This window comes from Streptomyces sp. NPDC090499, assembly GCF_044769305.1.
Classification (GTDB): Bacteria; Actinomycetota; Actinomycetes; order Streptomycetales; family Streptomycetaceae; genus Streptomyces.
Map to the genome: position 1 here is coordinate 1 of NZ_JBIVXP010000009.1, position 19,648 is coordinate 19,648.

General features: G+C 70.1%; 18 protein-coding genes. 10 read left to right on the top strand and 8 right to left on the bottom strand.

The genetic code is table 11. The annotated features are described in order from the left end of the window. Window positions 1-522 precede the first annotated feature (522 nt). The 7 genes from ACIQVL_RS29590 to ACIQVL_RS29620 all read left to right on the top strand — a co-directional run bounded on the left by ACIQVL_RS29590 (window position 523) and on the right by ACIQVL_RS29620 (window position 7,535). The gene (locus ACIQVL_RS29590; protein ID WP_403476836.1) at window positions 523-672 is read left to right on the top strand and encodes a hypothetical protein; all 150 of its coding nucleotides are present in this window, start codon (window positions 523-525) and stop codon (window positions 670-672) included. Between the two features lie 71 nt (window positions 673-743). Then, window positions 744-1,010: a hypothetical protein gene (locus ACIQVL_RS29595; RefSeq protein ID WP_403476837.1), complete on the top strand. Its 267-nt coding sequence runs from the start codon at window positions 744-746 to the stop codon at window positions 1,008-1,010. A gap of 114 nt (window positions 1,011-1,124) precedes the next feature. Next, window positions 1,125-2,681, top strand: coding sequence for a hypothetical protein (locus ACIQVL_RS29600; RefSeq protein WP_403476838.1), 1,557 nt, complete (start codon window positions 1,125-1,127; stop codon window positions 2,679-2,681). A gap of 65 nt (window positions 2,682-2,746) precedes the next feature. Next, a complete protein-coding gene (locus ACIQVL_RS29605; protein ID WP_403476839.1) occupies window positions 2,747-5,014 on the top strand; it encodes a hypothetical protein in 2,268 nt (755 codons plus the stop codon). 561 nt (window positions 5,015-5,575) lie between these two features. After that, window positions 5,576-6,100, top strand: a complete 525-nt coding sequence (locus ACIQVL_RS29610; protein WP_403476840.1) for a DUF6879 family protein — start codon at window positions 5,576-5,578, stop codon at window positions 6,098-6,100. A gap of 13 nt (window positions 6,101-6,113) precedes the next feature. After that, window positions 6,114-6,965: a helix-turn-helix domain-containing protein gene (locus tag ACIQVL_RS29615; RefSeq protein WP_403476841.1), complete on the top strand. Its 852-nt coding sequence runs from the start codon at window positions 6,114-6,116 to the stop codon at window positions 6,963-6,965. Window positions 6,966-7,271: 306 nt separating this feature from the next. After that, the gene (locus ACIQVL_RS29620) at window positions 7,272-7,535 is read left to right on the top strand and encodes a hypothetical protein (protein WP_403476842.1); all 264 of its coding nucleotides are present in this window, start codon (window positions 7,272-7,274) and stop codon (window positions 7,533-7,535) included. 473 nt (window positions 7,536-8,008) lie between these two features. On the opposite strand, the gene ACIQVL_RS29625 is transcribed toward ACIQVL_RS29620, so the two are convergent. Both ACIQVL_RS29625 and ACIQVL_RS29630 read right to left on the bottom strand, forming a co-directional pair. Next, window positions 8,009-8,398, bottom strand: a complete 390-nt coding sequence (locus ACIQVL_RS29625) for a cupin domain-containing protein (RefSeq protein WP_403476843.1) — start codon at window positions 8,396-8,398, stop codon at window positions 8,009-8,011. 5 nt (window positions 8,399-8,403) lie between these two features. After that, entirely contained in the window at window positions 8,404-8,973 is a 570-nt protein-coding gene (locus tag ACIQVL_RS29630; protein ID WP_403476844.1) for a TetR/AcrR family transcriptional regulator, read from the bottom strand. Between the two features lie 159 nt (window positions 8,974-9,132). Here ACIQVL_RS29630 and ACIQVL_RS29635 point away from each other — a divergent pair, with 159 nt between their 5' ends. Further along, a complete protein-coding gene (locus tag ACIQVL_RS29635; RefSeq protein ID WP_403477054.1) occupies window positions 9,133-9,423 on the top strand; it encodes an SHOCT domain-containing protein in 291 nt (96 codons plus the stop codon). Window positions 9,424-9,472: 49 nt separating this feature from the next. Here the strand turns inward: ACIQVL_RS29635 and ACIQVL_RS29640 are convergent, their stop codons facing one another. Together ACIQVL_RS29640 and ACIQVL_RS29645 are read right to left on the bottom strand one after the other, a co-directional pair. After that, entirely contained in the window at window positions 9,473-10,078 is a 606-nt protein-coding gene (locus ACIQVL_RS29640; protein ID WP_403476845.1) for an ATP-binding protein, read from the bottom strand. Between the two features lie 214 nt (window positions 10,079-10,292). Further along, entirely contained in the window at window positions 10,293-10,616 is a 324-nt protein-coding gene (locus ACIQVL_RS29645) for a hypothetical protein (RefSeq protein ID WP_301649398.1), read from the bottom strand. A 378-nt stretch (window positions 10,617-10,994) separates the two neighbouring features. Here ACIQVL_RS29645 and ACIQVL_RS29650 point away from each other — a divergent pair, with 378 nt between their 5' ends. Continuing rightward, on the top strand, window positions 10,995-12,119 hold the full coding sequence (locus ACIQVL_RS29650) for a PLP-dependent cysteine synthase family protein (protein ID WP_403436394.1): 1,125 nt from the start codon (window positions 10,995-10,997) through the stop codon (window positions 12,117-12,119). Window positions 12,120-12,123: 4 nt separating this feature from the next. On the opposite strand, the gene ACIQVL_RS29655 is transcribed toward ACIQVL_RS29650, so the two are convergent. Beyond that, window positions 12,124-12,594, bottom strand: coding sequence for an SRPBCC family protein (locus ACIQVL_RS29655; RefSeq protein ID WP_403436397.1), 471 nt, complete (start codon window positions 12,592-12,594; stop codon window positions 12,124-12,126). A gap of 88 nt (window positions 12,595-12,682) precedes the next feature. Next, a complete protein-coding gene (locus ACIQVL_RS29660) occupies window positions 12,683-13,501 on the bottom strand; it encodes a DeoR/GlpR family DNA-binding transcription regulator (RefSeq protein ID WP_403436399.1) in 819 nt (272 codons plus the stop codon). 389 nt (window positions 13,502-13,890) lie between these two features. On the opposite strand from ACIQVL_RS29660, the gene ACIQVL_RS29665 reads away from it, so the two are divergent. Beyond that, window positions 13,891-16,140, top strand: coding sequence for a hypothetical protein (locus ACIQVL_RS29665; RefSeq protein ID WP_403477055.1), 2,250 nt, complete (start codon window positions 13,891-13,893; stop codon window positions 16,138-16,140). On the opposite strand, the gene ACIQVL_RS29670 is transcribed toward ACIQVL_RS29665, so the two are convergent. Together ACIQVL_RS29670 and ACIQVL_RS29675 are read right to left on the bottom strand one after the other, a co-directional pair. After that, complete coding sequence (locus ACIQVL_RS29670; protein ID WP_403476846.1) at window positions 16,141-18,579, bottom strand: right-handed parallel beta-helix repeat-containing protein; 2,439 nt, start codon at window positions 18,577-18,579, stop codon at window positions 16,141-16,143. Window positions 18,580-18,754: 175 nt separating this feature from the next. After that, entirely contained in the window at window positions 18,755-19,360 is a 606-nt protein-coding gene (locus ACIQVL_RS29675) for a hypothetical protein (protein ID WP_403476847.1), read from the bottom strand. Window positions 19,361-19,648: the final 288 nt, after the last annotated feature.

The following is a 19,648-nucleotide window of genomic DNA, read 5'->3' on the forward strand; positions in this document are numbered from 1 at the left end:
GCACACGGCAGGGCAGACAAGAAGCACCTCGGCGCACGCCACGACATTTACCACGCCCCCGGCGCGCACCGAAGGTGCGCTGGGTCGCTGACCTGCGGAGACGTAGGGGGGTGACTCTCCCCGGCACGCCACGCTGCCCGTACAGGTGCTGATAACCGCTGGGTGTACGGGTCTGGGGATCTGAGATGTAACGCCTACAGGGGTCCCTGAAACGGCCCCTGACGGCCTCTGGCGGCCCCTGAGGGACTCCTCGCGGTGCGCCTACGCGATGGATCGCGCCGACGGAACGATCAAGCCGCACGCACAAGATCCAATCCGTCAACAAGAAGTCGCTGATCAGCGCACATGTAACCGTAACGTTGTCAATAAGGGCCCCGGGGCCCTGCTGCGTTCCCTGGAGGAGCTATGCACAACATCCCGCCACCCCCTTGTAAGCGACCCGGCTGCAACTTCCCGCGTGCGGTAACCCTCGGCCAGGACGGCCGGTATCGACGTCGGCAGCACTGTTCGACGGAATGCCGGGTGTGGCTGGCCCGTGCCAAGCGGGCCGACGACGAGGCGGACGGGAGCGCAGCCGAGGAACTGCTTCTCCTGTACGCGCGCCTCAACGCCCGACGGTCGCCGTCGAGCACGGTGGAGGAGGTGTTCAGCACCCCGGCACCGAAGCGCTGAGCGCCACATGCCCCGTAGACCAACCATCAGCCCCGACGCGTCGGGGCTCTCATATTTCCAGGGAGATAAATATGACCACTGAAGAGGCCGTTTGCTTCCGCCCCGGATGTCGTTTCTCGCCAAAGCTGCGAATGACGACATCCGGCACTCTAGAAATCGATTCATGGTGCAGCGAAGTGTGCCGAGAACACGCCGGCATGTCGGCCGCAATCGCCCGTTGTGAAGCGACGCCCGACGTCGAACGCCAGGCGCGCCGACTCTATCTCATAGGCCAACTCCTCGACCTCCGTGACAACGCCGACGATGTGGTGTTCTCCGTGACCGTTGTGGAGACGTGATGGCTGGAGATCTCGATATTGTGGGCAGTGCCGGGGTAAACGCCTACGACGTCACGTTCTCCGCGTCGACAACACCCGTTGTGACCCCACCAACGCAGGAAACGGGGGCGTTTGATGAGCGACCTTGACATAGTCGGTGGGGCAGCGGTCGACGTTGTCCCCATCGTCCCCAACTTCCACACGAAGCTGAAGGCACTCGTCCTCCCCATTGCCGACCGGGTGGGGGAGGACGCCGGCCGACGCATGGGCGAGGCGATCTCCAAGAACATCGTCATCGCCATCCCAGACGCCGTAACCCAAGGTGGGGCGCGTGCCCGGGTCCTTGCGACCCGTGAGGGTGGGAAGATCGGTGGTGCCTTCGGGCGCTCGATAAAGGCGAAGTTGGAGGAGGCATTCCGAAGCCTCCCGCGGGCTGACGTCAGGCTCGGCGAAACCGGAATCAACGCAGACATCGACCGTTTGCGTGCCCGGATCCAGACGTTGAGCGGCAAAACGATCGGCCTCGATATTGACGCCGGCGCAGCGCTCGCGGAAATCACGGACATCAATGCGCGGCTGGAGCGTTTGGGAGCGCAACACCCGAGCGTTCAGGTGAGAACGGACACCGCAGCAGCGCGCGCAGCGTTGGCGGAAGTGCAACGCCAGATAAACGACGTTGACCGGGACGACGTCAATATCAAGGTACGCGCCGATACTTCCAGCGCGATAAGCGAACTCAAGTTCCTCGGTATCGCCCTTGCTGCCGTCGCGGCGCTCCCCGTAGTTCCCGTCGCTGCTGCCGGTATCGGCTCCATTGCCGCTACAGCACTTGCAGCCGGCGCAGGAGTCGGAGCACTCGCCCTCGTAGCCGTCCCCGCGATCAAGTCCGTGACAAGCGCAATGCAGGCTCGTACGGCCGCGGAGAACGAGTCGAGCCGTGCGACGGACAACGGCGCCGCGTCAAATGTGCGAGCCGCGCAGAACGCGCTACAGATGGCGTCTGCGGAAGCCTCCCTGACGAGCGCGCACCGTCAGGCCGCAAGCGCCGTGGCGCAGGCCAACGCGCAGGTTGCCACGGCGGAGCGCTCCCTTGCCGACGCGCAGAAGTCGGCACGTCAGGCAGAGGAAGACCTGACGCAGGCCCGCAAGGACGCCACGGCGCAGCTCAAAGCGCAGAATGACGAACTCCTCGACGGCATCCTGAGTCAGCGTGACGCGGAGCTCCGGGTCAAGGAAGCCAAGGCCGATCTAGACAAGACGCTTGCCGACCCGACAGCCGACGACCTCCAGCGTCAGCGCGCGCAGCTCACGTACGACCAGGCCGCGCAGGCTCTGAAGGAGCAGCAGGAGAAGAACGCTGACCTGAAGAAGTCGACGGAGGCAGCGTCGAAGGCCGGCGTCGAGGGCTCCGATCAGGTCAAGGCCGCGAAGGATCGTGTGGCGGAGGCCAACGCCAAAGTCGAGGATCAGGAGCGCGCCCTTGCCGACGCCCGCACGAAGGTGCGCGAGGCGGAAGTGAGCGGGGCGGAGCAGTCGCCTCCGCGGAACGCGCGCTTCAGGCCGCACAGCTCTCGTCGGTCGACGCCACGTCGAAGACGACGACGGCCGCGGATACGTACCGCGAGGCACTCGCCAAGCTCACCCCGGAACAGCGTGACTTGTACGACTCCATTGCCGGGTCTCACGGGTTGAAGAGCGCATTCACCGACTGGTCGACGTCGCTTCAGCCGGAGGTGCTTCCGCTATTCACTCGCGGAGTGAACGCAGCGAAGAACGCGCTGCCCGGTCTGACGCCGCTTGTACACGGCGCTGCCGACGCCGTGGGCGTTCTGTGGAACAAGGCCAGTCGTGAGCTGAAAACGCCGTTCTGGCGTGGCTTCAAGCGCGATCTCGACGGAGCCGTCAAGCCTGCAATCATCGGTCTCGGTACGGCTTTCGGGAATGTTTTCAAGGGTATCGCCGGCGTCCTCGACGGTTTCCTTCCCCACACTGACAAGATCTCCGATCGGCTCATCAAAACGACGGGCCGATTCTCGAAGTGGGGGCAGAACCTCAAAGCCAACCCGGAGTTCGAGAAGTTCCTGAAGTTCTCTTCCGACCGTGGCGCAGTTCTGGCCGACGTGTTCGGCAAGGTGGCCACGGCATTTCTCAACGTCGGCGAGAGCCTCACCCCAATCAGTGGACCTCTTCTGAAGGTGCTGGGCGGGGTGGCGGAGGCTATCGGCATCATCGCCGGCAATGCGCCATGGCTGCTCCAGGGCATATACGCAGCGATCGTCGCGACGAAGCTGTGGACGCTTTCTATGATCGCGTTCAACTTCGTGGTCGCTGCAAACCCGCTCGTGCTGATCGGTATCGCAATCGTCGCGGTCGTTGCCGCCGTGGTCTACGCATACAAGAAGTTCTCGTGGTTCCGCGACGGAGTGCAGGCAGCTTGGGCCGGCATCAAAACGGCGACGGTATGGCTCTGGGACAACTACCTGAAGCCGTCGTTCACTCAGCTGTGGCAGATCCTGGAATGGGTCGGCAAGAAGGTGGTGTGGCTCAACGACCACGCCTTCGCCCCGGTCGTCAGCGCAATCGGTGTTGCCGTGAAGTGGCTCTATCTGCATGGAGTAAAGCCGCACCTTGACGACCTCTGGAACGCAATTGCCTGGGTCGGAAAGAAGGCTAAGTGGCTGTGGGACAGTGCATTCTCTCCGGCCATCGACGACATTGCCGACGGTGCGTCGTGGTTGTACTCGAAGGGCGTGAAGCCTGCTTTCGACAACCTCAAGACCGCCATCGGCCTCGTCGGCGAAGCCTTCGGTGACGCGAAGGACGCGATCAAGAAGCATTGGGACGGGATCGCCTCCATCACGGCCAGACCCGTGAACTTCGTGATCTCCGCCGTGTACACCCACGGCATCAAGGCCGTGTGGGACTCGGTGGCGAAGTACGTGGGGCTGAAGTCCCTCCCGAAGGCTCCGAAGCTCCTCGACGAGACGCCGAAGTTCGCGCAGGGCGGGCGGACGAGCGGAGGGACTCCGGGCGTCGACAGCATCCCGATTCTGGCGATGGCCGACGAGTTCATCATCAAGCGCAGCAGTGCCCGGAAGATCGGGTTCGACAAGCTCGCGTACATGAACCGGACCGGAGAGCTCCCGCGGTTCGCTGACGGAGGCATCGTCGGTGCACTCGGCGGAGCCTTCGACTGGGCCAAGGGCGCCGTGTCGAAGGGAATCGACTGGGCTAAGACAGCCGCGGATCTCCTCGCGCACCCCTCGAAGGTGTGGGGCCGGCTCGTCAAGCCCGTGCTCGACTCTGTGTCCAAGGGCGTCGGCAGCACCCCCATGGGCGACGCTCTCGCCAAGCTCCCGGTGCGCATGGTCGACGGCCTGAAGGACGCCATCGTCGACGCCGTGAGCGGCGGGGGTTCGGCCGACGTCAGCGGTCTCGGTGACCTGGGCGCGCACGGCGCCTCCGCCCGCCAGGCGCAGAGCATCGCTCGCGCCATGCTGCCGGCGTTCGGGTGGGATCCGGCAACGCAGATGCCGCCGCTCATCAAGCTCTGGAACGGTGAGTCAGGGTGGCGCTGGAACGCCCTGAACGCATCCTCCGGGGCTTACGGGATCCCCCAGGCCCTCCCGGCGGGGAAGATGGCCAGTGCGGGCTCAGACTGGCGTACGAACGCCGCGACACAGATCAAGTGGGGTCTCGGCTACATCAAGGGCCGTGCCGACTACGGGTCTCCCGCGGCAGCATGGTCGAAGTGGCTCAGTCGTTCCCCGCACTGGTACGACCAGGGCGGCTACCTTCCCACGGGTCTGTCTCTTGTGGCCAATGGAACGGGCTCCCCTGAACCGGTGTTCACCGGCTCCCAGTGGTCCGACATCAGGGCGGCGAAGTCGACGGGCTCGACGACGGTTCAGGCGGACGTGCGGGTCTTCGTGGGTGACCGGGAGATCACGGACATCGTCCGGACCGAGATCACCACGTATGACGCGCAGTCCGCTGCCGCACTCAACAACGGTCGGAAGATCTGACGCACACCACACGCACACACCGGGCCGGTTCCGCCATGGGACCGGCCTTTCTCATGCCCGCGGATCCGTCATGGGTCCGCGGGCTCACTGACTTTAGGAGGAGCAAGAGATGGACTGCACGAAGACGATCAAGGCTCAGAGCGACAACGGGTGCCTTCACTGCGGAGCCCCGCTGACGCAGGCGGAGGGAGCGGGGCGGGTGCGCCGGTACTGCACAGCCGACCACGGCCGGCTGTGGCGACGTCGGATGCGGCACGCGGGTTGGCTGTAGGCACCCTTGACGCTGCCTCCCCGTGGGCGTGATGGTCGTAGAACATTGCGCAATCCGCGTGACAACGGAGGTCATCATGACGCTACGGTGCTTCGGTAAGGACCCTGAGACCAACGGCGACAACTGCCCCACGGTGTGGCTCGACGAGGGGAAGCAAGAGCTCGTCGTTCAGGGCTGGAAGGCTGATGAGGCACTTCGGGCAGAATGCCTTGTCGCGGGACCGATTCCCGAGACGGAGGCAGTCGTCAGGCTGCCTCTCCGTATGGCGCAGCAGATCAGGGAGGCGCTCGATGCCGCAGAACGTTCCCCCGTTCGCTGAGCTCCTCGCAGGGTGTCGCGCCTCCGCCGTCCACCTGGAGACCCGAGACGTCTACGGGGTCGTCGAGGAGGACGAGGATTTCGCGGCGTGGCGTGCGGGGCACCGATACGTCCTCGACGACCGGTCGACGTGGTGGAACTCCTTCCATGACGTCGTGTCGGACGCTGTGGGGCGCGGGGTTGTCGTACGCCGTGCGCGTGTCGTGTCGGAGCCGGTGAGCGAGTACATCCGGTACGAGCACTCATGCACGCCGCAGAACCTTGCGGCGGGCGAAGACGTCCGGTGGCTGCCGCGACGCCTGGCATGCGACTTGCTCCTACCCGGGGCCGACCTCTGGATCTTCGACGGCCGGCTGATCCGGTATGGCCTGTTCGCCGGCGATGGCGCGTTCGTTGGTCACGTCCTGGAGGACGCGCCCGACGTCGTAAAGCGCCACGCTGAAGCGTTCGAGACAGTGTGGGACCGGGCCATCCCTCACACGGACTTCAGGATCTGAGCGCCACCCGACCATGCAGTCTCCCTACCCGTCTGCCGCCCTCGACGAGGCGCGCCGTGCCATCGCGGAGAAGCTCCGTGAGATCCGGCGTGACGCTGGTCTGACGGGTAGGGAGGTTGCCGTCCTGGCGGGGTGGCAACCCTCGAAGGTTTCGCGGCTACAGAGTGCGACAACGCCCCCGTCGGACGACGACATCAGGGCGTGGTGCGCCGCCTGCGGAGCCGATGACAGGATCCCGGATCTCCTCGCGGCCAACCGCACGGCCGACTCGATGTACGTCGAGTGGAAGCGCGTCCAGCGGAGCGGCCTGCGTCGGCTCCAGGAGTCCCGGATCCCGCTGTACGAGCAGACGCGCACGTTCCGCGTCTACAGCTCCAGCGTCATCCCTGGCTTCGTCCAGACCTACGAGTACGCCGCCGCACTCCTCGGGAACATCGCGCGCGTCCACGGGACGCCGGAGGACGTCGACGAGGCTGCCGCCGCACGGGTCGACCGGTCCCACATCATCCGCGACGGACACAAGCGGTTCGCGCTCTTGCTGGAGGAGTCCGTACTCCGCCACGTCATCGGGGACTCCGTGGTCATGGCGGGGCAGTTGGGCTATCTCCTCTCCGTCATGGCTTTGCCGGCCGTCTCCATCGGCATCATTCCCGCGGGACGGGAGCGGCCCATGTGGACGCTGGAGACGTTCACGCTGTTCGACGACGAGCGCGTATCGGTCGAACTCCTGACGGCCGGAATCACCGTCACCGCCCCCGGAGAAGTCGCGATGTACGCACGCGCCTTCGAGGAGATGACGGCGCTCGCGGTTTATGGGGCTGCCGCCCGAGGGCTCATCTCGACCGCGATTGACTCGCTCGACTGAAGTTGCATAGAACTCCGTAGAACTCTGTGGAATCGCGCCCCCTTGCGCGCCTACCGTCGAACTAACGAAGTCCGGTGACGGAGGTGCAGGCGTGGCGATGGAAACGGTGTTGAGAAGCACCCCGATTCAGCTATCAGACCCGACGGTGTACCGACCTCCGGAACCGGATCAAGGATGCGAGCGGTGCGCCTGGATTCAGGAACGCATCGACATCGTCAGTAACCCGCACTCGGAGTCCTACGACCCGTCGAAGGCGGCCGATCTTCGCGTTGCCATGGCACGTCACAAGACGGGCAGGGGGACGGCGTGCTGATACGAACTGACGCGTTTCCGGTCGTCGGATCACAGAAGGAACTGACCGACCTCAAGCCGCGCAGGTGGGGCGACTGCGTGAGCTGCGTGGAGCTGAAACAGGAGCCCGGGGGAGAGGCCGAGAACCCCGTGGACTACGTCGCGTGGGCGAAGGAGCACCAGCGGCTGTACCCGACGCACACGCGGTTCCGCTTCAACACCGCCACCAACTTCCAGATCCTCCCGGCACGGGTGGAGCCCATCCCGCCCATCCCGTAGACCCGTGGCCGGCGCCTGTGCGTCGACCACGGAGGGCGCGGCGGGGGTCGGTGGGTCAATGAGGTTGGCAGTCACTGACCCCCGCTAGCGTCCGACCCTTGTCCGCGGTGCGCCGAGATCTACAAAAAGCCGCGGACGAGGTGCCGCGCAGTTGCTTGGTCATCGCACCTGCGCGACGTCCGGAGAGCCCTCCCCGCGTCGTCCCCCGTCGAGGCGGGGAGGGTGCCCGCAGATCTTCTCGTCCTCCCGTGTCGCCCGACGCCCCAGGGAGGACGAGGCGCCACCCGTCGTGAGGAGTCCACCCCCAGTGGACTGCCCGGGGTGGTAAGGCCCCGCTGTTCCTTGTCTGGAGGCAGGAACGGCGGGGCTTCTTTCGTTTCCGCAGCTCAGCGGCTCAGGTATGCTCTATTGCGGGGTGTCCATGCAGCTAGGGTGAACTCGTACTGCATGGCGTGCACGGAGCTGGTCCCTCCTCAGGCCGGGTAGTCGGTCACGTGCTCGTGCCACTCGGTGGTCGTGCCGTCCTCGGCGGCCTCCACGACCGCGAGATGCGTCATGAAGGTGCGCGGCCCGGCGCCGTGCCAGTGCCATTCGCCCGGCTCGATCCACACCGTGTCGCCCGCGCGGATCGCCTCCGGCTCGCCGCCCCTGCGCTGCACCAGCCCCTCGCCCTCCAGCACGTGCAGCACCTGGCCGTGCGGATGCCGGTGCCAGGCGGTGTGGGCGCCGGGCGCGAAGTGGACGCTGAACAGGCGCAGCCGGGACGGGGCGGCGGCCGCCGCGATCTCGTCCAGCCACACCGTGCCGGTGAAGTTCTCAGCCGGACCCCGTCGGGTGTCCGGGCGTTCTCTGGTGATGTGCACGTACGTCAACTCCTCAGCAGGGACAGCAGTCCGCCCACCCCGGCGTCGAAAGCGGCGGGGGAACCGGACGCCCGGGCGAGCACATAGCCGCCCTGTACGGTCGCGAGCACGGTCGCGGCGATCTCCTCACCGTCCACCCGGGGTCCGAACTGCCCTTGTTCCCTGCCCTCTTCGACGATCCCGGCGATCAGCTCCCGGATCCGGTCGAGCGTCTCGTCGACCGGCGCGCGCAGTTCGTCGCGCGCGATGATGTCCGGGTCCATGGTCAGCCGGCCGATCGGGCAGCCGCGCAGCACGTCGCGCTCGCGCCGCAGATACGCCTCGATCCGCTCGTACGGGGTGCCCGGTCCGGTGAGCACGGCCTCGGCGGTGGCCAGCAGTTCCTGGGCGGTCCGCCGGATCGCGGCCAGCGCCAGGTCCGGCTTGCCCTTGAAGTGGTGGTACATGCTGCCCTGGCCGGCGCCCGCACGCTCCAGGATCGCCTTGGGACTCGTGCCGACGTAGCCGCGCTCCCACAGCAGCTCGCGGGTGGACTCGATCAACCGCTCCGACGTGCTCACACGAGGACTGTACATACTAGTAGTTACAGAATGCCAGTCCTTTCGGGAGCAGGCGTCGCGCCGCCGCGTACTCCCCGGGAGGTATGGGCGGTGCCGTCGGCCGCACGACGACGCGGCCCCCTCCCGGCGGCCAGTCTCGGTACATCACACCGAAACCCTGGGGAGTTGACCGACATGGAGACCCTGGCGAACTGGAACGGCGGGCCCGGCCCGTGGATCCTGTTCTTCCCGCTGATCTGGGCGGCCGTCGCGATCGGCGTCGGCACGTTCCTGCGCCGCGCCGGGTGGCGTGGCCGCGGCGGACCCTGGCGCCCGATGGACGCCGGCCGTCCGGCGGGCGACTCGCCGCTCGCGGTCCTCGGCCGCCGCTTCGCCACCGGCGAGATCGACGAGGACGAGTACTGGCGCCGGCTGTCCGTCCTGGAGGAGCAGTTCGGCCGCGTCGGCAAGGGTGGCGCGGTATGACGAAGCGGTAATGCCGGGGTGAGACTCGGCGAGGAGACTCACCGCCCGCTCAACTGGCGACAGCCGAGCGGGCGGGAGCGTGTGCGGCGCCGGGGACCGCGGCGGTCGCGTGGGCGTGCGCGGGGGCCGGGGTGCCGGCCGGCGCGGGCTCGGCGGCGGGTGCGGCGGCGGTCGCGGGTTCCGGCTCGACGATCCGCCGGGGTGCCGGTTCGGCGGCGCGGCGCTGCGGGCGGGCGGCCGTCTTCGGGGTGGCCGTCGGTGCCGGCAGGGTGAACCACACGACCTTGCCGTCGTCGTGCGGCCGTACCCCCCAGCTCTCGCTGACCGCGGCCACCATCGCAAGGCCTCGGCCGCAGGTGGCCATCGGCGCGATCTCCGTGCCGTCCTCGACCACCGGGAGGCGTGGATCGTGGTCGCGGACCGACACCGTGAGGCGGTCGAGCTGGAGCTCGATCTCCACGGTGCAGTTCTTGTCGGTCCGGGCGTGCCGGTGGACGTTGGTGAGCAACTCCGTCACACCGAGCGCTGCCCGGTCGATCAACGGGTCGAGATGCCAGTAGCGCAACTGCGCAGATACGATTCTGCGGACCTGGCCGATCCGCGACGGCAAGGCTTGGAGCTCCACCGAGCAGTGTCTGCTTGGGTGTTTGATCACGACTGCGACTCCCCGACGTGAGGTCCGGAAGAACACGGAGAACGGATCCAGCAGGGCGCCGCCGTCCATGGGGCCGCCTGCTGTCGTGGCCGGCGGGCTGGTTCGCAGCGTTGTCGCCGGTAAACCCAGAGTGACGTGAGACAAGCGTGACCCAGTGTGTACGGTCCCGCAACTCGCCGTGGTCCGGCGGTCACGCCCCGCAGGTCCGCAGGGTTCAGCGGTCCCGCCCCGCGGCCCGTCGTACCGCCTCGATGAAGCGGCGCGCCGCGGGCGGACCGGGCTCGCCCGGCGCCGGGTCGTGGTCACCCAGGGTGAGTGAGTAGCGCTGGCCGTTGAGGTCGGCCAGGGCCCGGTCCTCCGACGCGAACCACGGCTTCGAGGCCCGTACCGCCTGGACGGGTGCGCTGTCGATCTCGCTGCCGTAGCTCGTGAGCAACTGCAGCCTGCCGTCCCTTATCCGGACCTGCCCGGCCCGGGTGAGCGAACGCAGCCGCTTGTCGATCCGCACGCCCGTCGCCGTGAACTCCGGCTCCGCCATCCTGCCCCGCCCCTTTTCGAGTACGTCGGCCGCCGTCCGGAAGCTTGTGGCCCCGGCCCGGCGCGCTCCGGCTCGTGTCGTGGTCCAGTGTGCGCCCCCGTTCGGGACGTTCGTCCCGTCCGGTGGCAGTCTGCCCGCCCCCGGCGTGGAGCACCAGTGCGCACGGGCCGCCGGGCGGGGAGCGCTCGGAGCACTCGCCGCCGTGCGCCCCCGAAGGGTTCGCGCCACTGCCCGGCGCTGTTCCCCAGGGGTGCCTTTGAGGCGCTCAAAGATGCGTTTATGCAGGTGAGGAGCGTGCGGAAGGTGTCTATGATCGGTGCGTCGGCCGCGTTCGGCCGCGTTCGGGCGCTGTCGGCGCGAAGCGTGAGGAGTCCTGTCGTGAGCACCACCCCGCAGATCCGGACCAGCGCCACCCTCGACGTCGACCGCAGTGACGCCGTCTACCGCGACTGGCTCAAAGAGGCCGTTCGCAAGGTCCAGGCGGACGCGAACCGCTCGGCGGACACGCACCTGCTGCGCTTCCCGCTGCCCGAGGCCTGGGGCATCGACCTCTACCTCAAGGACGAGTCGACGCACCCGACAGGAAGCCTCAAGCACCGGCTGGCCCGCTCGCTCTTCCTCTACGGCCTGTGCAATGGCTGGATCCGGCCGGACCGGCCGGTGATCGAGGCGTCCAGCGGCTCGACGGCCGTCTCCGAGGCGTACTTCGCCAAGCTCATCGGCGTGCCCTTCATCGCCGTCATGCCGCGCACCACCAGCGCCGAGAAGTGCCGGCTCATCGAATTCCACGCCGGGCAGTGCCACTTCGTGGACGACTCCCGGAAGATGTACGAGGAGTCCGCGCGCCTCGCGGTGGAGACCGGCGGCCACTACATGGACCAGTTCACCTACGCCGAACGGGCCACGGACTGGCGCGGCAACAACAACATCGCCGAATCCATCTTCCGGCAGCTGGAGTTGGAGCGGTTCCCGGAGCCGGCCTGGATCGTCGCCACGGCGGGGACCGGTGGCACCTCCGCGACGCTCGCGCGCTATGTCCACTACACCCAGCGCGATACCCGGATCTGTGTCGCCGACCCCGAGAACTCCTGCTTCTTCGAGGGCTGGACCACCGGCGATCCGGGCGTCACCTGCGACTGCGGGTCCCGCATCGAGGGCATCGGGCGGCCGCGGATGGAACCGAGCTTCGTACCGGGAGCCGTCGACCGCATGATGAAGGTGCCGGACGCGGCGAGCGTGGCGGCGGTGCGGGCGCTGGAGCGCGCGATCGGGCGGAAGGCCGGCGGATCGACCGGGACCGGGCTGTGGAGTGCGCTGAAGATCGTCGCCGAGATGGTGGCCGAGGGACGGCAGGGGAGCGTGGTGACCCTGCTGTGCGACCCGGGGGACCGGTACCTCGACAAGTACTACTCGGACACCTGGCTCGCCCAGCAGGGCCTGGACATCGCGCCGTACACGGCGGCGATCGAGTCGCTGCTGGAGACGGGGGTCTGGCCCGGCTGAGGCACTACCGTGACAGACGCCGGTCCAGTTCGACGACCGCGCCCCGGAAGGCCCGGCCGAGCCCGGCGCGTGCCGCCCTGACCACGAGACGGAACGGTGCCGTGCCGTCCACGGCGAAGGTCCACTGCACGCGGGTGCCGCCGCCGGACGGGACGAGCCGCCACTCCTCCGCGATGGCGTGCGCGCCGGGCGCGTTGGTCAGGTCCACCCGGTAGGCGTACACCTCGGCCTCCTTGGCCGCGATGATCGTCTCCCGGAACCGCCCGCCGCCCTTGAGCCGGATGTCGCGCCCGGCACCGTCGTCGACCGACTCGGCGCGGGTCACCGCGTCGAACCACTCCGCCCAGCCCGGTACGTCGTCGTTGAGCGCGTGGAAGACCCGCTCGGGCGGTGCGGACATCTCCTGCGCGAAGACCAGGCGTACGGGCGCGGTCTCGACGAAGTCGAGCCCCACGGGGCGCAGACGGCGTGCCATGGACGAGAACCCCCTTGGCCGGAACGGCGGTTGACCGGCTCCGCCAATCTAACTGGCGGCCCGTCAGATGTCTGCACCGCCGACGCGATCAGGCCTCCGTCTCGCCCGCCACCACCAGCCGGCGCAGATGCTCCGCAATCTCCGCACGCGCGTCCGAGGGCAGTCCCGCGTCCGTGACCAGGGTGTCGACCTGCTCCAGCTTGGCGAACGAACTCAGGCCCACCGTGCCCCACTTGGTGTGGTCGGCGACCACCACGACCCGCCGGGCCGACTGCACCAGACGGCGGTTGGTCTCCGCCTCCGCGAGGTTCGGTGTGGAGAGACCGGCCTCGGTCGATATGCCGTGCACGCCGAGGAAGAGCAGGTCGAAGTGGAGCGCCGCGATCGCCTGGTCGGCCACCGGCCCCACGAGGGAGTCGGACGGGGTACGCACCCCGCCGGTCAGGACCACCGTCGCCGCACCCTGGCGCTGCCCGGCGACGCGCTGGGCCGCGTGGAAGACATCCGCGACCCGCACCGAGTTCGTCACCACGGTCAGGTCGGGCACCTCCAGGAGGTGGTGCGCCAGCGCGTACGTCGTCGTACCGCCGGACAGGGCGATCGCCGTACCCGGCACCACCAGTTCGGCGGCGGTCCTGGCGATGTCCTCCTTGGCGGTCAGCTCCAGCCCCGACTTGGCCTCGAAGCCCGGCTCGTGCGTGCTCGCCTCGACCACCGGCACCGCACCGCCGTGCACCTTCTCCAGCACACCCTGCCGGGCCAGCGCGTCCAGGTCCCGGCGCACCGTCATGTCCGACACACCGAGCTTGCGGGTCAGTTCGTTGACCCGAACGCCGCCCCGGCGCCGGACCTCGTCCAGGATCAGGGCGCGGCGCTGCTCCGCGAGGAGGTTCTGGTTCTCACTCACGTACGCTCCGGTCCTCTCGCCTCAAGCCGTCCGACACGCCCCGCGTACCAGCTCCGACCAGGACATTCCGTCCGGCTCCGGTGCGCGGGCGCCCCATCCTTTCACGGCACCGTGCAGGTTGCGCCACTCCCTGTGTCGGCGCACACATGTCATTCGGTCACCACCTGTTGCACTGGGCGTCACACACAACGGGGAGATTCCGTGACGAGTGGTGTGCGTCACACCGGAATCGGCGATCCTGAGACCCGCACGGACACAGACCATCGGCGCGGCACGGGGGAAGTGCGAGAAGAGTGGAACGCGCGCAGGAAATCGCCGCCGGCGGCGACCCCGCCGAGCGGCCCACGACCGCGAAGCCCGGCCCGGCCCACCGGCCCGCCGCACCGGAGATCGACCTGGAGCTCCTGGTCCACGGAGTCGGCGGCACCACGCCCGGGAAGATGCTCGACGACCCGCGCACGGTGCGGATCACCGGCGACGACACCGCCGCCGTCTTCCGGCGCGCCGAGGACGTCGACGCCGAGTCCCGGCCCGGCGACTACCGCGGCCGCACGGTCCCCGAGGCGTACGTCTGGTGCAACCTCACCTCGGGCAACGCCTCCCGCGCACTGTGGCTGCTGCTTCTGCCGTTCATGGTGGTCAACCTCGCGCACTGGATGCGCCCCGCCGCCGAGGACCGGCCGCGCACCGTGCGCTGCTACGGCCTGGTGGTCCGGCTCGCCGGGCTCACCCTGACCGTGCTGCTGGTCGCCGCCGCCTGCGAGGTCGCCCTGGACCTCGCCGCCTGGCAGTGCGCGGGCGTCACGGCCTGCGCCCGCCGGCACACCTGGCTCGGTTTCCTGTCACCGGCCGGCGCCGGCAGCGGCTGGTGGAGCGCCCCCGGACGCCGGCTCGCCCTGGCCGCCCTGGTCCCCACCGCCCTGACCGGCCTGCTCTGGTACCTCTCGCACCGCACCTGGAGCGCCTACGAGTCCACCCGGCCGCCGGCCAACGACCCCGAGCCCGGCCACACCTCGCTCGGCAGCCCCGGCTTCTGGTACGGGCGCCGGCTGGTCGCCCGGCTGCGCGCCGCGCACACCGCGGCCGGCCTGCTCACCGTCGCCGCCGCGGTCCTCGCACCGACGGCCGCCTTCGACCGCAGGCCGGGCGGGGCCGCCGTACTGGACACCACCGGACGGCTGCTGACCGGTGCGCTGCTCGCCGGTGCCCTCGCCGTGGTGTGGGTGGTCTGCCGCCGGGGCCGCAGCGAGAACCTCCTCGACCAGGAGCTCGACCGGCACCTCGTACGACGCCTGCCGCTCGGCGCGCTCGCCCTGCTGGTGCTCGCGGCGCTGTACGCCTGCTGGTCCCGGCCGGGCTGGCACTCCGCGGGGCGGCTCGCCGGGGACACCGCCTTCGGCGGTCTGGCCCTCGCCCAGGGCGCGCTGGTGATCGTCCTCGCGGCCGTCGCCCACGACCTGCACCGCCGGCTGCCCGATCCGCGCGCCGCGATGCGCGGCCTCGGCGGGCCCGCGGTCGCGCTGCTCGCCTGCGCGCTCGGCGGGGTGATCTCGGGCGGGGTCGCCCAGCGGGTCTCCGACTGGCTGGACGGCACCGGCACCTCCATCGCCGGGCCTCCGGTCCTGCTGACCTGGCAGGCCTCGGTGATCCCGCCGGTGCTCGTGGTGCTGCTCGCCGCGGTCGCCTGGCTCTCCTGGCGCACCTCGCGGCTCGGCCGTACGGAACGCGCCGCCGCCGGCCCCGGCCACCACGGGGAGCCGGAGGACACGGCCCGCAGCCGCCGTATCGCCAGGGTGCGGGCCGTGGCCGCGCTCACCGACCGGACGCCGTTCGTGGTCACCGTGCTGTGCGCCGCCACCCTGGTACTGGGCGCCGGGGCGCTGGCGGGCGCGCTGGCCACCGGAAAGACCCCGGAAGCGGCGGCCGACCGGACGTACGCCCTGGTGCACGGCGCGGCCCAGACCTCGCAGGCGCTCGGCTCCTGGCTGGTCGGGCTCGGCTTCATACTCTTCGTCACCTGGGGCCGGCGCGCCTACAAGGACGCCTCCGCGCGGCGCACCATCGGCATCCTCTGGGACGTCGGCACCTTCTGGCCGCGCGCCGCCCACCCCTTCGCCCCGCCCTGCTACGCCGAGCGCGCCGTCCCCGACCTGACCTGGCGGATGGCCACCTGGACCCGCCGCACCGGCGGCCGGCTGGTCATCTCCGGCCACTCACAGGGCAGCGTCCTCGCCGCCGCGGCCGCCTGGCAGCTGACCCCGTCGGTCCGCAGCCGGGTCGCCCTGCTGACCTACGGCTCGCCGCTGGAGCGGCTCTACGGCCGCTGGTTCCCCGCCCACTTCGGCCCCGCCGAACTCGGCTCCCTGCACCGCGAGGTCGCCTGCTGGCGCAACCTCTACCGCCTCACCGACCCGATCGGCGGCCCCGTGCGGATCCCCGACGGCGACGGCCCCGAGGTCGACCGCGCGCCCCTGAAGGACCCGCTCGCCCACGGCCGCACCCTCGGCCACCCGCTCCCGGCGCCGATCCTGGGCCACTCCGACTACCAGGCGGACCCGGCCTTCGCCGAGGAACGGCAGCGGCTGCTGGCCCGGCTGCGCCCGGAACTGCCCGGACAGCGGCCGCAACCGGGCGGCTGATCAGCCCAGTTCGGGGAGGTCCTCCGGGTACAGCAGGGTGAGGTCGTCGGTGGTCGGGTCGGCGAGCTGGGCGACCCGGCTCGCGTGCCGCTCCACCATGGCCTCGAAGGTCTGCCGGGCGGTACGGCCGTTGCCGAACGCGGGGCCCTTCGGCAGCACCGTGAAGTACTGCAGCAGCGCGTCGGAGGCACCCGGCGCCAGCCGGTACTCGTGCTCGTCGGCCTGCTGCTCCACGATCCGCAGCAGTTCCTCCGGGCCGTAGTCGCTGAAGGTGATGGTCCGGGAGAAACGCGACGCCACACCGGGGTTGACCGAAAGGAAGCGCTCCATCTCCTCGGTGTAGCCCGCGACGATCACCACCACGGCGTCCCGCTGGTCCTCCATCAGCTTCACCAGCGTGTCGATGGCCTCCTTGCCGAAGTCCCGCCCGGCGTCCTCCGGAGACAGCGCGTACGCCTCGTCGATGAACAGCACCCCGCCGTGCGCCCGCTGGAACGCCTCCTGGGTGCGGATCGCCGTGGAACCGATGTGCTCGCCGACCAGGTCGACCCGGGACACCTCGACCAGATGGCCCTTCTCCAGCACCCCGAGGGAGGCGAGGATCTCGCCGTAGAGCCTGGCGACGGTCGTCTTGCCGGTGCCGGGGGAGCCCGTGAACACCAGGTGCCGCTTCACCGAGGCGGCCTTCAGCCCCGCCTGCTGGCGGCGCCGACCCACCTCGATCATGTCGGTCAGCGCACGGACCTCGCGCTTGACGCTGTCCAGGCCCACCAGCGCGTCGAGTTCACCGAGCACGGCCTTCGAGGTCCGGGCCGGCTCCTCGGGCGCCGCCGGGGCCAGAAGCGGCTCCTGCTCGGTGCTGCGCTGGCCGGGGATCGCGCCCAGCAGACCGGCGGACTGCTGCGAGGTCTGTACGACCGTCTCGCGCGCCGCGGGCGGGCGCAGGCTGCCGCTCTCGTCGCTGGTGCAGTCCTCCACCACCGGGCCGGTGCCCGACCCCGCGTCCGGACCGCCGTCCGCGAACTCGTAGCCCCCGCGCGCGCACCGCTCCGTGCGGCACTTGCGCAGCGTCGTACGGCAGCCGTCGATCACGTGGAAGCCGTAGCCGCCGCTGCCGGTGACCCGGCAGTTCTGGAAGGTGCCGCGGCCGCCCGCCGACACGTAGAACCCCGCCTCTGCCGGGGAGTCGACCGTGCAGCGCTCGATGGTGGGGTCGGCGCCCTTGGTGACGATCACGCCCGTCTGGGTGCCGTCCACCGTGCAGTTGCTGAGGGTGCCGCCGCTGCCGTGGTCGCGGAACCAGGCGCCGGTGGCCGCGTCCCGGATCCGGCAGTCGTCGAGCTGCGCGGTGGCGCCGTCGCTCACCGACACCGCCGTGTTGCGCACCTGGGAGAGGTCGCTGTCGACGACGTCCGCGCGGGAGCCGCGGTCCAGCACGAACAGCGCGTCCGGCACGTCGTGCACCCGGCAGGAGTCCAGGACCACGGTGGCGCCGTCGCTGACCCACACCGCCGGATAGTCGCCCGTGCTGTCGAAGATCTCGCACTGGTTCGCGTCCACGCGGGTGCCCGGGTCCCACACCGACAGCCCGTTGCGCCCGAACTGACGCACGGTCGTCCGGGTCAGTGTCAGCACCGACCGCGAACGCAGGTCGACCGCGTTCTCCGGGATGTCGTGGATACGGCAGTCGGCGAGGGTGAGCACCGCGTCGGTGTCGAGGGTGACCCCGTCGGCGGTGGTGCGGTGCACATCGCAGTCGGTGAGGTGCGCCGTCGCCCGCGCGGTGACCTGCACACCGGAGCCGCGCACCTCGTAGATCTCGCAACCCACCGCTTCCAGCGCGGAGTTCTCCCCGGTCGCCGTCATGCCCGTGCCCGAGGCGTGGTGCACCCGGCAGCGCTCCAGGCGGGGGCGGCCGCCGCCGCGCACCGCCACGCCCGCCTGGCCGGCCGCCACCACCTCGCACTCCTCGAACACCCCGCCGCCGCCGTCGAGTACGGCGATGCCGATGCCCGCCGGGTTGTCCACGGTGCAGCGCCGCACGGTTGGCCGGGCTCCGCCGCGCACCTCGATCCCGGCGGCGGACCGGGTGACGATCCGCACGTCCAGCAGCTCGGGGGTGCCCTCCTCGACCAGCAGCGCGGGGGCGGCGGCGTCCTGCCCCTCGACATGCAGGTCCTGTACGACCGCCGAGGCGCGCACGGTCAGCGGGACCCCGTCCGCGGGGGCGATGCGCACCGAGCCCGGCGAGCCTTCGGGCCCGCGCAGCGTCACCGCGCGCTGGACGACGAGGTTCTCCCGGTAGGTGCCGGGCGCGACCGTGAGGACGTCGCCGTCGGCGGCGGCCTCCAGGGCGGCGGCGAGCGAGGCGTACTCACCTGTGCGGCGCCGCCACCTCGATGTGCCGGTGTGCGTCACCTGGACCGTGCCCTGTGCCATGGCGTTGCCGTGCCCCCACCTCGTCGTACAGATCGCTCGCTCGCCTTGCGGGCGGCACCGCGGACGGTGCCCGGCCGCTGCGGTTCGCTCGCGCGCGGGTCGATGTCGAATGCCCTTCGGCCGGTCCACCGTAGCGTGCGCCGGGGTGGTGGGTTGACCAGAGACGGAAAGGCCGTCAGCTGCCCGTCCCGGCCTTGCCCCAGTCCGGGCCCGCCCGGTCCCAGGCCTGGTCCCACCGTGCGTACCTGCGCCGGACCATACGCCAGACGATCATCCGTCTGACGCCGTCGACCAGCCCCGCCGTCAGCAGGGCCGCGCCGAACCCGGCCAGCACGGCGTGCGTCGTCGCCGTCGCGGCGTCCAGCGGGCGGGCGGTGATGACCCCCTGCCGGTCGGTCCAGACGTCGAAGCGGTCGCCCTTGTGCGGGGATTTGAGGGTGGTCAGGACCGGGCCGTGCTGCCGGGTGCCGTCCGGTGCGGTCCAGTCGGCGAGGACGCGGCTGCGGGGGTCGTGGACGCTGGTGGCGTCGGGGTCGGGTTCCACCGGGGCGCCGCCCAGCTTGCGTACCACCGTGGCCGGGACGAGATGCCGGTCGTGCTGCTGCTCCCGGACCGACCGCTGGAGGCTGTCCTCGGCGGCTGCCCCGACGAACGAGCCGAGCACCGGCGCGGCCACCACGATCAGCACCAGTGCCGCCAGGGCCACCCATGCCTCGGCCAGGTCGGTCGCGCGGCGCAGCGGATTGCGCCGCCAGCGCCACAGCCCGCGGATCGCTCGCACCGACCACCACCCCCTTCCCGCTCCGTGATAACCCCCGCCCGGTCCGTTCACCCGGGCCCCTGGCCGAAGAGAGAGCGAAATCACCCCCGGCAGGGACTCTCATGAACTTCTCACGACCCCAACGACCGGGCCGCGGGCCCGGGTTCCCGCACGGGGGTGGAGATCACCCGGAGGACCGGACCCGGACGGCGCTCGGTCCGGGACGGACGGACGGCCGGTGCGCGGGCGGCGTGCGGCGGGCGGGCGGCGCGGGCCGGGGACGTGCGCCCGCCGGACCGCTCGGCTGCG